11 protein-coding genes and 1 pseudogene are annotated in these 14,145 nt (G+C 65.9%); 5 read left to right on the top strand and 7 right to left on the bottom strand.

Annotated elements, in window-relative coordinates; translation table 11 throughout:
• Nucleotides 1-89 precede the first annotated feature (89 nt).
• Both J2X01_RS17095 and J2X01_RS17100 read right to left on the bottom strand, forming a co-directional pair.
• A complete protein-coding gene (locus J2X01_RS17095) occupies nt 90-899 on the bottom strand; it encodes an IclR family transcriptional regulator (protein WP_310060131.1) in 810 nt (269 codons plus the stop codon).
• A gap of 293 nt (nt 900-1,192) precedes the next feature.
• Nucleotides 1,193-3,067: a Na+/H+ antiporter gene (locus tag J2X01_RS17100; RefSeq protein WP_310060134.1), complete on the bottom strand. Its 1,875-nt coding sequence runs from the start codon at nt 3,065-3,067 to the stop codon at nt 1,193-1,195.
• Between the two features lie 207 nt (nt 3,068-3,274).
• Here J2X01_RS17100 and J2X01_RS17105 point away from each other — a divergent pair, with 207 nt between their 5' ends.
• Nucleotides 3,275-3,727 (top strand): acyl-CoA thioesterase, encoded by a 453-nt coding sequence (locus tag J2X01_RS17105; protein ID WP_310060138.1) that lies wholly within the window; start codon nt 3,275-3,277, stop codon nt 3,725-3,727.
• Between the two features lie 146 nt (nt 3,728-3,873).
• Nucleotides 3,874-4,179, top strand: a complete 306-nt coding sequence (locus tag J2X01_RS17110) for a hypothetical protein (protein ID WP_310060140.1) — start codon at nt 3,874-3,876, stop codon at nt 4,177-4,179.
• 117 nt (nt 4,180-4,296) lie between these two features.
• Here J2X01_RS17110 and J2X01_RS17115 read toward each other — a convergent pair whose 3' ends face one another.
• Together J2X01_RS17115 and J2X01_RS17120 are read right to left on the bottom strand one after the other, a co-directional pair.
• Nucleotides 4,297-5,115 (bottom strand): proton-conducting transporter membrane subunit, encoded by an 819-nt coding sequence (locus J2X01_RS17115; RefSeq protein ID WP_310060142.1) that lies wholly within the window; start codon nt 5,113-5,115, stop codon nt 4,297-4,299.
• 586 nt (nt 5,116-5,701) lie between these two features.
• Nucleotides 5,702-7,123, bottom strand: coding sequence for an FAD-binding oxidoreductase (locus J2X01_RS17120; protein WP_310060144.1), 1,422 nt, complete (start codon nt 7,121-7,123; stop codon nt 5,702-5,704).
• Nucleotides 7,124-8,041: 918 nt separating this feature from the next.
• Between J2X01_RS17120 and J2X01_RS17125 the strand changes: the two genes are divergently transcribed.
• Nucleotides 8,042-8,923, top strand: coding sequence for an aminoglycoside phosphotransferase family protein (locus J2X01_RS17125; protein ID WP_310060148.1), 882 nt, complete (start codon nt 8,042-8,044; stop codon nt 8,921-8,923).
• Between the two features lie 94 nt (nt 8,924-9,017).
• Here J2X01_RS17125 and J2X01_RS17130 read toward each other — a convergent pair.
• Nucleotides 9,018-9,423 (bottom strand): annotated as a pseudogene (locus tag J2X01_RS17130) (aldo/keto reductase); the annotation flags it as partial.
• Nucleotides 9,424-9,695: 272 nt separating this feature from the next.
• Between J2X01_RS17130 and J2X01_RS17135 the strand changes: the two are divergent.
• The gene (locus J2X01_RS17135; protein WP_310060151.1) at nt 9,696-10,553 is read left to right on the top strand and encodes a phosphatidylinositol-specific phospholipase C/glycerophosphodiester phosphodiesterase family protein; all 858 of its coding nucleotides are present in this window, start codon (nt 9,696-9,698) and stop codon (nt 10,551-10,553) included.
• Nucleotides 10,554-10,599: 46 nt separating this feature from the next.
• Nucleotides 10,600-11,643, top strand: coding sequence for a metallophosphoesterase family protein (locus J2X01_RS17140; RefSeq protein ID WP_310060154.1), 1,044 nt, complete (start codon nt 10,600-10,602; stop codon nt 11,641-11,643).
• Nucleotides 11,644-11,751: 108 nt separating this feature from the next.
• Here the strand turns inward: J2X01_RS17140 and J2X01_RS17145 are convergent, their stop codons facing one another.
• Together J2X01_RS17145 and J2X01_RS17150 are read right to left on the bottom strand one after the other, a co-directional pair.
• Nucleotides 11,752-13,050, bottom strand: coding sequence for an MFS transporter (locus J2X01_RS17145; RefSeq protein ID WP_310060157.1), 1,299 nt, complete (start codon nt 13,048-13,050; stop codon nt 11,752-11,754).
• Complete coding sequence (locus J2X01_RS17150; RefSeq protein WP_310060159.1) at nt 13,047-14,132, bottom strand: sugar phosphate isomerase/epimerase family protein; 1,086 nt, start codon at nt 14,130-14,132, stop codon at nt 13,047-13,049. Before J2X01_RS17150 ends, J2X01_RS17145 begins: the two co-directional genes overlap by 4 nt.
• Nucleotides 14,133-14,145: the final 13 nt, after the last annotated feature.

Here is a 14,145-nt window from a genome sequence, read left to right on the forward strand (position 1 = left end):
TCCCATCTTCATGACCACCGGAGGCTCCATGTCGCCTCCGGACACCCACACGCTGGCCCCGACCACAGGCAGGTCATCTCATTTTCGGACTAGCGCCTGGTATAGCCCATCTTGGCGCTGACCTGGAGGCCTGCCTCCTTGATTCCTTCGACGAGCCCCGGCTCCTTCTCGGGGTCGAAACGGAAGGCAGGGCCGGAGATGCTGATGGCACCAATGACCGCTCCCAGGTGGTTGTACACCGGTACGGACATGGAGTTGATGCCGATTTCGAATTCCTCCAGGGTGACGCCGTAGCCGTTCCGGGCGACGTTGATCAGCTCGTTCTCCAGCTTTCCCCGGTTGGTGATGGTCCGCGGAGTCCGGGCCGGCAGTCCTGTCTCTGTCAGGATACGGTTCCGCTCATCCGCAGACAGCGCGGCCAGCAGGACTTTCCCGCTCGAGGTCGCATGGAGCGGAGTCAGGCTGCCCACCCAGTCGTAGGTGGCAAGCATGGACGGGCCCATGGCCTGGTCCACGTTGACGGCGTAGTTGGAGCGATGGACGGCGAGGTTCACCGTCTCCTTGAAGTCTTCGGCAAGGCTTTCAAGCACGGGCCGAGCTTCACGGACCAGGCTGAGTCGGCCGGGGATGGAGCTTGCCAGCCGAAGGATACCAAAGCCCAGCTGGTACTTTCCGCGGTCGCTGTTCTGGTGGACAAATTCCCTGCTCACCAGTGAACCGAGCAGGCGGGAGACCGTGGACTTGTGGATGCCCATCTCTTCGGCGATTTCGCTCACGCCCGCATGGCCGTCGCGCGCCAGGATTTCCAGGACCGCGAGGGCCCGGTCAACTGACTGGACGCCGCCGTGCTGGCCTGACTCCTCTTCGACGTGGGATTCGGGGTTATTCTTCGAAGCCATGATCAATACTCTCCAGTAGTTTCTGCGGCTCGCCTACCCGCCCCAGGGGCGCCAAAGCGTCCTCCCGGTTAGTTCCACACTCTTGATCCTATGTCGTGGGTGCGCAGGGCGGACATTCGAACCTCCGAACTGTGTGGCCGCCGTGGTGGGGGATTACCTCCGCGCCCACTTCCGCGGCCGACCCTACGACGACGCCGACCGGGCCAAATAGAAGGCCACCCGGCACTAATTCAAACGTACGACGGCGGGAGGTTCCGCCGTTGTCCGCTTCTTGTGTTCTCAGACTTCCGCCGTCAGCCCAGCAGGTCGTCCTGGTAGCACCAGCGCCATTCTTCGCCCGGCTCAATGCTGCGCATGACCGGGTGCCCGGTCGCCCTAAAGTGCTTGGACGCGTGGGTTCCGGGGGAGGAATCACAGCACCCCACCTGGCCGCAGGCCAGGCACATCCGCAGGTGCACCGTCGTCGTGCCTTCCTGCCGGCAGGCCGCACAGTAGGCGTCGCGGGGCACCTCCCGGGGCGGGGCCGATTCGATGTGGCCGCACACCCCGCCCGGCCTCGCGATCCCTTCCCCGCCGCCCTCGCCGGACGTATCCACCTCGTCCAGTGCCAGATCAAGCATGGATTCCTCAACATCCAGCCGGTCGAGCACGTCGCTGAGGACCTCCTGCGCGTATTCGCCGCCGCGGCGCAGCTCCAGCACCTTGGCCCGCTCTGCTTCCAGCATGGCAAGCCGCAGCCGGGCGTAGCGCTCGCTGGGGGTTGCCGCTTCCGAGGACGGCCGGCCGAGCCGTTCCCATGCCGCCAGCCCGCGCTCCTGGGTGCGCCGTTTCAGCATGGCCACCACTTCCGGCGGATCGTCGTCCGTACGCAGTTCCTGCAGGCGCGCCACGCCGGCGGCGGTGGCCAGCTGCATCAGTGAAGCCTGGTTCAGCGCGTCCTCGCGCTGGTCCGGGCCCTGAACCCGCAGGACCCGGACCAGCGCCGGAAGAGTGAGGCCCTGCAATGCCAGCGTGCCGCCCACGACCACCAGGGCAACGAGGATCAGCACGGAACGGTGTTCCAGGTCCGGGGGCAGCACCAGCACCGCGGCGAGGGTGACCACGCCCCGCATCCCGGCCCACGAGACAATCGCCGCGAACTGCCACGGCGGCGCCGGATCGTTCCGCTGCACGGCGGGGATCAGCCGGGGCAGGTAGGTGGCAGGGAACACCCACACGGGCCGCAGCACCAGCACCGCCAGCAGGATTATGGCGCAGCCGGCCCAGATCCTGGCGGCGCCAAGGGAATCGTCCTGGACGCCATCGATGATGGTCCGCACCTGCAGCCCGATCAGCAGGAACACCGTGTTTTCCAGCAGGAACTGCACCGTGTTCCAGTTGCTGCGCTGGCTTAGCCGGGCGGCGCCGTTGGGCATGGAGGGCGCCTTGGTGCCCATCACCAGCCCGGTCACGACGACGGAGAGGACACCCGAGGCATGGATCGCCTCAGCCGGGAGGTACGCGACCAAAGGGGCCACCAGCGACGTCGAAGTATTGATGGGGACGTTCCGGATCCGCTTGCGAAGCTCGGTCAGTACGTAGGCAGCGGCCAGGCCCACCACCACCCCGCCACCGGCCGCGAGTAGGAATCCACCCGCGATTTCCGCTGCGGACACTGACCCGGCGATGGCGGCGATGGCAGCGCGGAGGCAGATCAGGGCGGTGGCGTCGTTGACCAGGGATTCGCCCTCGAGAATGGTGACGATCCGGCGGGGCATTCCCACCTTCCGGGCGATGGCGGTGGCGGCCACCGCATCCGGCGGCGCCAGGACGGCGCCGAGGGCGAATGCTGCGGCCAACGGGATTTCAGGGAACAGCCACCAGACGACGAAGCCCACTGTGACGGTGCCGAAAATGACATAGCCCACCGAGAGCAGCCCGATGGCGCGGCGGTTGGAGCGGAAATCGAAGAGCGAAGTCCGCAGCGCCGCGGCGTAGAGCAGGGGCGGCAGCAAGCCCACGAGGACCAGTTCCGGGTTCAGCTCAATGGGCGGAACAAACGGGAGGAAGGAACCGGCGACGCCGGCCAGCACCAGCAGCAGCGGAACGGAAATATTGAGCTTCCGGCCCAGGGCGCTTCCGGCACAGATCACCGCGACGAGAGCCAGAATTCCCAGCGCGATCTCCATTGGGCCATTCTCTCAGGCCCGTCGCCCGGGGGACATATGCCCCTAAGCTGGGACATCGGGCGTCCGGTGAGCTTCCTCAGCACCTGCGGGGACCATTCATTCGAACGCCCACTCAATGAGATGGCGGATCAGTATTGGAACTTTCCCATGAGCGCTGGGAAGGTTGTGAAGGGCACACGCGAAAGACTGACGAGAGGGATGGGCCGGTTGCTGATCAAAACCGCCGAGGACGCCGGCATGCATGAGCACTTCGAAATGATCATGCCGCTCCGCTGGTCCGACCAGGACCTTAACGGGCACATCAACAACGCCCGCATCGTCACGCTGATGGAGGAGGCACGCGTCAGGTGGTTGAACTCGACGGCGGCATCCGAAGGGCTGGAAACGTTCCAGTGCCCTAAGGTGGTGGCTTCACTGAACGTGGAGTACAGGAAACCCGTCAGCTACGAGGATGAGCTCCTGCTGGTGCTCGACATCACCAGGGTAGGCAACGGGTCCTTCACCGTCCGCCATACGGGAATCCAACTAGGCAGCTCCGTCTTTATAGGCACCACGGTGGTGGTCCCGCTGGACCGTGAATCGGAGCGCCCCCGGAAGCTCACCGCTGCTGAAACCGCCTACCTCCTGCGGTACGCCGAGACGGCGTCAGTGGCCGGTTAGGCGCCTGCCGCCGTCGACCGCGCAGGGGTACGGATAGACAAGTCAGGAGGGCAGCGCAGCGCTGGATCGGGGCCGCCCTCCGGCCCTACCGGGATGACGCTGGACGGCCTATCGTGTTCCTGACACAGCCCAGGGAAGGAACAACGATGTTCACGCTGCAGATTAGCTATCCGGTCCGGGACTACGAGGCTTTTAGGAACGTCTTCGACAGCGATCCCGCAGGCCGCGCCGCCTCGGGCGCCCGGTCTGTCCGCTTGTTCCGGGATACGGAGGACCGGAACAGCGTGGCCGTGCTCCTTGACTTCGACACCAAGGACGCTGCGACCGTCTTTCTGGAACGGCTGCGCAGCCAGGTGTGGGACAAACCGGAGGTGATAGGGCAGCTGATGTCGGCAGCGCCGACAGCCAGGATTCTGGAGGAGGTGGCCCGCGAGGGCCAGGGCGCGGGCTGACCGCTGAGAATCCGGTGGTCCTCGGCGGATGAGTCAGCCGCCACAACGCCGTCGCCCCGGCCCCGCCATCCCTAACAGCTCGAGTGCCTTATCGGGCCTGTATCCGTAGCTTTGCCGTTACGGTGCGGGCTGCTCGGCCGATCCCGAATCCGAGAACACCTCGGGCTCCGAGGTCGGTGCGGTCCCTGAGGCAGGCTCCGGGCTCTGTTCGATTTCGGGGGAAAGGTCCGCCGGCATGGTGTCGCTTGATTCGCCGGCTCCCGGCTCTTCAGTTCCGGCCGAGCCGCTGTCCCCGCGGCTGGGGCTACCGTCCGTAGTCAGGCCACGCTCTTTGTTGGCGCCTTCCTCGACTTGCTCCGGCACTTCCGCCAGGTCCTCCGTCGATGGGTCGGTCTCGTCCGGGACAGCTGGATTGCCGCTCAATGCCTTGCCCAGCGTCGTCGTGGGACCGGACGTACCGCCGTCGATGCTCGACGTCGACGAGACAAGGCTGGAGATGGGCTGATTGGTTCCGAATTCGACCGCAGTGACACCGACCATTGCGATAACGAATGCGGCGGCGCTGACCGCCCCGACCTTGATCCAGGTCTTGGGGGTGACCTGCCTCCTCGGCCGTTTGGCTCGAGGTTCGTCGCTTTCGGCCGGAGCGTTGGCAGCCAGCACGTCGCCGTCGTCAGCAGGCAGTCCGCCCCTGCGTCGCTGGGGAATTTTCCTCAATGCCACTGTGGCAGCCGAACTGAGTGTCCGGGCATAGAGAGCCGCGCCCACGGTGGCAACGATGGAGCCGAGTGCGGCTCCGATAAGGGTCCCGGCAACGCCTAGAAAGGACCCAACCAGGGCAGAGGTCACCGCGGCCAACGCCGAGCCAATGGTCTGGGTTCCGCTTAGTCCGAGGAGCTGTTTCGGCTTGTCTTCACTAGTGGAGTCTTCAGGCATATTCAAACACATTTCAGTCAGGTCCTATTACGAACAGATAACATTACCCGTCCGCGACTGGTACCCGGCTTCGGCCGTATTTATTTGAGACGTTTCTCACAAGCAAGAGGCGGGACGAAGCTCCCACGAGCGCGAGGGCCGCGAGCACGATGAACACGCTGAGCAGGTCGGTGCCCCTCGAAGAGGTGGCGACCCCGCGTTCGGACAGCGGCGGCCGGGACATCGGCCGCTGCGAAGGACCACGGTCCGAAGGCCGCGCTCCTGGAAAAGATCCAGGCCGCACTCGGCGGATTGCCGGCCGATGCCGGGACGGCTGATGCCACGGCGACCGATGTCGGGGCGCCGGATGCCGGGACGGCCGCTCCCGCGAAGCCTGACGCTAAGGCCCCCGATGCCAAGACCACAGCGCTGATCGCCCTGCTTGAGGCTGCCGCGCTGCTCAGCAAGCTCGTACCGGCGGTAGACAAAATCCGGGCAAATGAACTGGCGAAGGACTATTGGCCTTCCCGCGCGGTGGAGGACGAACTGCGCATGATCAGGCTGGCGGAGGAAGAAGAACCAGGCATCTGTGACTGCCTTCGCTGTCTCAGCCGGAGGTCGGCACGATGTTGTGGTTGAGGCGGAAAAGGTTGTCCGGGTCGAAACGGTTCTTCAGTGCCACCAGCCGGTCATAAGTATCCGGCCCGTAGGCCTGACGCGCGGCCTCGGCGACGTCTTGTCCGATTTCTGCGCCGAGGAAGTTGACGTACTCGCCGTGCTCGCCGAACGGCTGCATGAGAGTGTAGGCCTTCCGGGCGAACGCGCTCAGCCGCTCGTCCTCCGCGGGGTCGTGCCAGAATCCGTAGATGTTCAGCCAGTACTTCGCCGAGCGGTTGGGAAACGCTGTGGCCTCCTCCGGCACACGCCCGAAGGCCCCTTCCATGTGGTGGATATCGATCCCGGTCCCCATCCAGGTCACCTCAGAGGCGAAACCGACCAGAACGTCGACGGCGACGTCGTCCAGCCGGGAGAACGACAAGTTCTTCCAGTACCCCCGGGAGCCTTTGGGGAAGAGGCTGTCCATGGCGGACTGCCACTGGAGCCAGGCGGTCGGCGCGACTTCCTCCTCGTCCGGGGGCGCGGCGGCGCGCAGCTGCTCGATCAGCTCGAGCCCGGGCTGGTGGTTCTCCGAAGCCCAGGCAAAGCCGATGATCATCCACGGCTCCTCCCCCATCTCGAGGTCGGGCGGGAGCACGAGGAAGGAGATGATCGGGTTCATCTCCTCGGGCAGATCCTGCGTCCACCGGCCGAACGCGCTCAGCGCGCTCTTCCAGTGGGTCGGGCGGTAGAAGAAGTTTCCACCCAGTACGGCAGCCGGCAGCGGCCGGGCGCGGAAGGTGAAGGACGAGACCACGCCGAAGTTCCCGCCTCCGCCGCGCAACCCCCAGAACAGCTCGGGGTTATCCTGTTCGCTGGCGCGCAGGTGCTCTCCGGTGGCGGTGATGACGTCGGCGGAGGCCAGGTTGTCCAGGCTCAGACCGTTGGGCCGGGTCAACCAGCCCACCCCTCCGCCGAGCGTCAGTCCCGCGACGCCGGTGGCGCTGATCACGCCAAGCGGCACGGCCAGTCCGTGCGTGGCGGTGGCCCGGTCGACGTCGGCAAGGGTCGCCCCGGGTTCGACGGTCACGAGTCGGTTTTTTGCATCGACCTCCACACCGCGCAACTGGCCAAGATCCAGCACGAGGCCGCCTTCGACAGTGCCGTGGCCGGCGATGTTGTGCCCGCCCCCGCGGACGGCCAGCGGCAGGCCGGTGCGCCGGGCCGTGTGAAGGACGGGATCAATGTCCCCGACGGCTCCCGCGCGGATGACCGCCCGCGGACGCGCGTCGATCATGCCGTTCCATACCGCCCGGGCCTCGTCGTACACCGGATCCTGCGGTTCGATCACCGACCCCGCCAGGCGCCCGCGCAACTCCTCCAGGGCGCGGTCCACTTCGCCGCCCTGCTCTTCCTGATGCAGTGTGTTCATCGGCCTGCTGCTTCCGTGCCATGGGGTTGGCACCCCTGGTCCAATAGTGGAATTGATCTCGCCGGAGTCGGCGCTGCAGGGATACTTCCAGCCGCCAAGGCACTGGAACTGTTCGCAGTGTCCACAGTATAGATTCGCCTGCGGCGCCCGGACAACGGTCCGCGGACAACGTGGGGTGCCCGCCTGAATGACCGTGCCGCCTAGCCATTTAGCCCGCCTAGGCACCCCCGCACACAGGAGAGTAGATTGCGAATGGGCTGCCCGGCGGGTTGCCGAGCGCGGGGAGGCGCCGCCGCCGGCAGGACCGTTCAGCCGGCGGCCGAACGAGACAGGAGGGCCGCAATGTGGCGCTATGTGAAAGCCGGGGAACTCGAAATCTGGACGGAGCAGGTTGGCGACGGGCCGGATGTACTGCTGATCGGCGGGCGGGGAACACGGTCGAGTCTTGGCAGTTCCAGCTGGACGGGCTGGCGGACCGCTACCGGATGACGGAAGGCTGCACTCGGAGACGCCGCGAAGCTGACCGGGCTTCACGCGCCATCGTGTCCCCCCGGCAGGAATCCGGTACCTATCAGGGGCGGCGCTCAGGGGAGCGCGTACACGCGGCGGGCGTTTTCCTGTGCGACGAGTTGCACGATCGTGCGGGCGTCCGCCTGCCCGCCCAATGAAAGGGTCGAAAGATGTGCCGGCTTTTCGGCCTGCGCCGCGGCTCCGACGTGACACGGGGCGCCGGTCTTGATCTACGCCAGCCATGCATCCGGGCACTTCGGGGCCAGAATGAATTGGGTGGCCAGCAAGTACGCGCTTAATTTTATCCTTGCGGGGCGATACTGGTTTCGACCAGTGGACCATTTTTGGTCCGGTTCCAGGGCCATCGAAGCCGCAACGGCGAATCAGGACACGGAAGGCGGAGCCTGAATGGCGGGAATGCCCCCAGCCACGATGGAAGTGAATGACGCCGTCGTCCAGTGCCTTGTCCGGGACCAGCGGCCCGATCTCGCCGATCGTCCGCTGATGCGGGTCACGAATGGCTGGGACAACGCGACCTTCCGGCTCGGCGACGACCTGGCCGTCCGGCTGCCGCGCAGGGCGGAGGCCGTGCCGCTGATCCTTCATGAGCAGCGCTACCTTCCCGACATAGCCTGCCGCTCCCCGGTGGCGGTTCCTGTCCACGTCCATGCCGGCCTGCCGACATCGGACTTTCCCTGGCCGTGGAGCATCGTGCGATGGGTCCCCGGAGCCGCCGCGGCCGACGTCGGACCCGCAGGCCGTGGGCCGGCCGCTGAAGGTCTGGCCGATTTCCTCCGCTCCCTCCACGTGCCCGCCGACACCGGCGTCCCGGTGAATCCTTTCCGCGGCGTGCCGCTGCTGGAGCATGGCTCTGCGGTGGTGGAACGGCTCGGGGACCGCGAACGCTACCCGCAGGCGGCAGCGCTGAGAGCGGTGTGGGCGCAGACCTGTGCCGCTAAAGCCTGGGACGGTCCGCCGATGATGCTCCACGGGGACCTTCACCCGGGCAATGTGCTGCTGACGGACGACGGCTCGCTGGCCGGCTTCGATTTCGGCGATGTCGGGGCCGGGGACCCGGCTGTCGATCTTGCAGTGGGATGGCTGATGTTCGACGTCGGCGCCCGCCACCGCTTTATGGACGCCTTTGGCCACGCAGTGGCAGGGGACACCTGGATGAGGGCCCGGGGCTGGGCTCTTATCCTGTCCACCGCCCTGCTGAGCAACTCCGACGACAATCCGCGGATGTTCGCCGTGGGAGAGTTCGGGATCAGTCAGATCGTGGAAGGCTGACTGTGCCTGCAAGTCACCGTCCGACGAGACCCATGTGCGTGTCGTTGTAGCGGTTCCCCTGCACGCCGATGCGGCTGGCCACAGCATTCAGGTCGGCCACCTCTTCGATCGGCACGGCGGGGTCGACGCGGTGCTGGTAAAAGAGATCGAGGGTATCGACGCGCAGCCGGCGAAGTGACTCGTCCGCAGCTCGCTTGATCCGCTCAGGTGAGATGTTGAGCCCCACCGATTTGCCGTCTTCGATCCGCCACCCGAACTTGGTTGATATCACTACCTCGTCACGGACCGGCGCGAGAGCTTCGCCGACGAGTTCGTCGTTGACGAAGGGGCCGTACACCTCGGCCGTGTCAAAAAAGTTGATTCCGATCCTGACCGCGTCGCGGAGCACGCGGATCATCTCGTGGCGGTCACCGGGGTTGGGCCCATAGCTCTGCGACATGCATGCAGCCAAGGCCAAAGGCCGAAACCTGCAGACCTTGCCCGAGTGTTCGTGTATGCATGATCTCTCCCTTGTTGATGATCGTCACTGCCTGCGCGGCGCAACCGGCCTTCTCCAGTCAACGTCTTCACGGGCGCATGGGATTTTCTGGCGAAACGTGTACTGGCGGGGCCTCCCTCAGCCCCAACACGCCAATGATCCTTCCCAGTTCACCCACCAGCCACCAACACGCCCTCCAGCGTTCTCCCGCGACCAGCAGTCTTTTCATGCCCCCTTTTGCCCGGCAGGCCCCATGTGCCGGGCGGAGAATCCCCTGTATTCAAGGAGTACTCCGTGTTCGTGAAAAGCACCCTTGCCGCGGTCGCCGTCCTTGCCTCCCTGGCCGGGACAGTAGCAGCCCCTGCCCAGGCAGAGGCAACCAAGCCGGCTCCCGTCGTCGTCGGCCAGCCGCTCGCCCAGGCGCATGCGCACAACGACTATGAGCATGACCACCCCCTGTTCGATGCGCTGGAGCATGGCTTCACCAGCGTGGAAGCGGACGTGTGGCTGGTGGACGGCGAGCTGCTGGTTGCCCACGACCTGGAGGATGTCCAGCCCGGCGTTACGCTCGAGAGCCTCTACCTCGATCCGCTCCAGGACCTGGTCCGCGGCCAGGGCCACAGCGTCTACCCGAAGTGGGATGGCAGCCTGCAGCTTCTGATCGACATCAAGAGCGACGGCGAATCCACCTACACTGCAATCGAGCAGGAACTGGCCGAGCACCGCGACATCATGAGCCGCTACAGCGACGGCACCACCAAGACCGGCCCGGTCACCGCGGTCATCAGCGGAAACCGCCCGCTGGCCACCATGCAGGCGCAGGAGACGCGCTTCAGCTTCTACGATGGCCGCTCCGCAGACCTCACCTCCGGAAAGCCTGCCGGCCTGATGCCGCTGGTCAGCGACAACTGGACCAAGCTCTTCATCTGGCAGGGCGTGGGCCCCATGCCGGAGGCCGAGCGCGCCAAGCTGCACGGCTACGTGGCCGAAGCGCACGCCAATGGCTACCGCGTCCGCTTCTGGGCCACCCCGGACATGCCCGGCACCGCACGCGAAGCCATCTGGAACGAACTCTTCGACGCCGGCGTGGACCACATCAACACCGACGACCTCGCCGCGCTGCAGCAGTTCCTGACCGCCCGCGCGGCCTAACCCGCACACCTCAAGCCCCAACCCCGCAAAGAAGAGGAACATTGTCATGCCTTCAAAGATCATCAAGACGACGACGGCGGCGGCAGCCGTCCTGGCGCTCGTCCTCCTTGCGTCCCAGCCCGCCACCGCCGCTGACAACACCGCCGACGGCCAGGCGTTCACGTTCGGCGTGATCGGCGACATCCCCTACGGCGAGGCCGAAATCGCGAAGTTCCCCGCCCGCATCCAGGACATCAACGCCGACAGCGCCCTGAGGTTCGTCACCCACGTGGGCGACATCAAGAACGGCTCCTCGATCTGCTCGGACGAGTACTTCGAGAACATCCGCACGCAGTTCGACACCTTCGAGCACCCGCTGGTCTTCACCCCGGGCGACAACGAATGGGTGGACTGCCACCGCACCAACAACGGCGCCTACAACCCGCTGGAACGGCTCGATAAGCTGCGGGATGTCTTCTTCGACGAGTCCGGCAAGACTCTGGGCGCCACCATGCCTGTCAAAACCCAGGCGGACCTCGGGCTGCCGGAAAACGTCCGCTTCGCCCAGAACCGGGTGGCGTTTTCCGTGCTGAATATCCAGGGCAGCAACAACTCGCTGCAGCCGTGGACCGGCCTGGGCGAAACCACAGCCACGCCCGAGCAGTTGGCCGAAGTTGAGCACCGGACGGACGCCGTCCTGGCCCAGATCCGCGACACCTTCGCTGACGCCGAACGCCGCGACGACCGCGCCGTTGTCCTGATGACCCAGGCCGACATGTTCGACCCGTCCCTGCTCGCCGCCGCGACTGCCAACCCGGACACCATGTCCGGCTTCCGCGAAATCGTGCAGGCCATCATCGACGAAACCAACAGCTTCGACGCCCCGGTTTACCTCATTAACGGCGACAGCCACGTCTTCGCCGAGAACCAGCCGCTCGCGGAGGGCTCACCCTGGCTGGACATCTACGGCCACCCCGCCGCCGATGACCTGCAGCGCATCACCGTGGATGGATCCGCCAACGCCACCAACTACGTCAGGTTCACGGTCGCCGGCAACAGTGCCGACGGCGCGGACGTTCTGGCTTGGGAAAAGGTCCACTTCGGCCAGTAGGCACCAGACGGAAGCGGACGACGGCGGGAAATCCCGCCGTCGTCCGCCCACAAGGTTCATTCCTGGGTGCTGAGCTGCCAATGGATGTCGTTAGCGTCCGGCAGACGATCAGACCTCGGCCACAGCCCGTCGGGCCCGGGCGGCCCGCACGAGCCCGCTGGACACGATCGCTCCCACGAGCGCGAGCGCTGCGAGCACGATAAACACGATGTGGTAGCCGCCGGCTCCCGGATTGGCATCGAGGATTGCCCCGTAGACGATGAAGGCGAACATCCCTGGTGCATAGCCGACCAGGCACGCGATTCCGAAGGCGGTCCCGCTGGTCTCCTCCGGGATCCCGACCTCGTCCATCGGCGCCCAGAACACACCCCGCATGGTGAAGACGATCAGCGAGAACAGCAGGGTCACGATCATCGCCGGGATCTGGCTGCTCGGATCGGCCGGGAGGACCAGCAGCACTGCCACCACCGGGATCAGGCACAGGAACGCCAACCGGATGTACCGGCTCGCACCCTTGAACACCTTGTCCGCGAGGACGCCGCCGATCGGGCCGCCGAGGATTTTCAGGCCGTACTGGTTGATGATGCCGTAGGCGCCGACCAGCGCAACAGGCAGCCCGTACACGTAGGTCAGGTAGGGGATGAAATAGGTGAGGCCGCAGTACACGACGTACACCATGAACACGGTGAAGCTCACCCACCACAGCTGCGGCAGCTTCGCCGCGCGCCAGATCTCGCCGAGGCCGGCCTTCCGCTTCTTCGGCGCGGGATGCTCGCTCGTCTGCTCGCCGGTCTGGTTGCGGAGCAGCAGGAACAGCAGCACGCCGACGGCGATGTTAATGATGGCGTAGAAGGCGATGGCCGCACGGAATCCGCCGGTACCCGAACCGAGCAGGACGAAGATGCCCAGCGCGGAGAACGCCACGGCAGTGTCGACCACGCCGCGGCCGCCCTCGAGCAGGCCGAAGAGCCGCCCCTGTTCCTTCGGACCGCCGAGCTGGCGGATGCTCTTCAGCAGCGCGGGCCAGACCAGGCAGTCCGAGCACACGGCAAGCAGGGCGAACAGGAGAAGGAGCGTGCCGAAGCCGGGAAAGGTGCTGAGGAACAGGCCCAGCGCTCCGGTGCCGACGAGCCCGAGCGGGATCAGGATCCGCGTGGAGAAGCGATCGGCGAGGTAGCCGCCGACGATAAAGAGTGCCGTCGCGACCATCGAGTTGACGCTCAGCAGCGTACCGATCTCGGTGTGGCTGAGGCTCATTGCCTCCTGCATGGGGACGTAGAACGCGTCCTTGAGGTTGGCGAGCTTGTAGATCGTGCCGCCGGCCATGACAAGCAGGGCGAAGCGGACCCATTTGCTCCGGTCGATGCGGGGCGTGGACTTCTCGGGGGTCGTGGCCATCGTAGTCATCGTGCACCTGCCAGAGCGTTCGTCGTGTCGAGCTGCAGGACGGCGATGTCGCGCAGCGAGGTGAGCAGATCCTTCACATAGGCCACCTGATGGTCGGCCCAGCCCGGTTCTGCAGCGAGCAGATCATCCCGGGTCCATCCGGCCGGGATGCCGGTGGTGCTCAGATCGCGGTACGGGATGAAAGGGTCCTCGCCCTCCCCGGCGTGGCGGAAGGCGGGAGCGTAGTAGAGGTTTTCCTGTTCGAGGGCCAGGGCGATGACCTGGGGCTCGTCCTCACCGAGCATCAGGAGCTCGAAGAGCATCCGCGCGCCGGGCAAGTCGTCCTCGGGACTTCCCTGCAGCACTCCGCGGTGACCAAATCCGTCCCCCTCGGGGAGGACATGAACTCCTTTCAGGTGCGCCTGCAGGATGTGCGGTGCGAGCGCGGCGAGGGCATCCATGGGACGCTCACAGGCATTAATCATGTTTCCGAAATCGAACATGGCATGCAGGCGCGGATGGGAGACCCGGCGCAGCAATTCGGCGATCTCGGTGGAGCGCAGTTCCTCGTGCTGTTCGAAGGAGAAGTGCAGATCGTGCCCGTCGGCGAGCACGGCGAGCCGGCGCAGGTCCTGCTCGATCAGGGTCGTTACCTCCGAGAGTGTGCCCTCGAATCGCGAGTAGACGCGGATGCGCTGGACGCCGAGGACGCCCGCGATCCGGACCACCTCGTCCACGTCCGCGCGCAGGGTGGTGCTGATCTCGAGGTGGATGCTCAGACCCAGGCGGCGCGCGCGGTCGGCGAACTCGCACAGTCTGTCGTCGCTCATCCGGCCCAGGCTCCGCTCCTCGCCGTCGAGGAGGTGGATGCATGCGCCGGCCAGGCCGTGCCGATGCGCGAAGTCGAGCACATCGTCGGGCCCGTACCCGCCGTAGGTCAGGTTGCCAAGGAGGGCGTAGGCGTGGGCGAACAGGCGGGCGCGGTCGATTCGTTCGATCAGGGTCCGGGCCAGCTCGTCGGTCAGGCGGGGCAGGGACCCGATCTCCTCTTCGTTGAGGCGGGGACTCAGGAGTGCCCGAAATTGGGCGTCTGCAGGGGGCATCGTTGGCTCCTCG

It is taken from the genome of Arthrobacter ginsengisoli, assembly GCF_031456935.1.
In the GTDB taxonomy this organism is placed as follows: Bacteria; Actinomycetota; Actinomycetes; order Actinomycetales; family Micrococcaceae; genus Arthrobacter; species Arthrobacter ginsengisoli.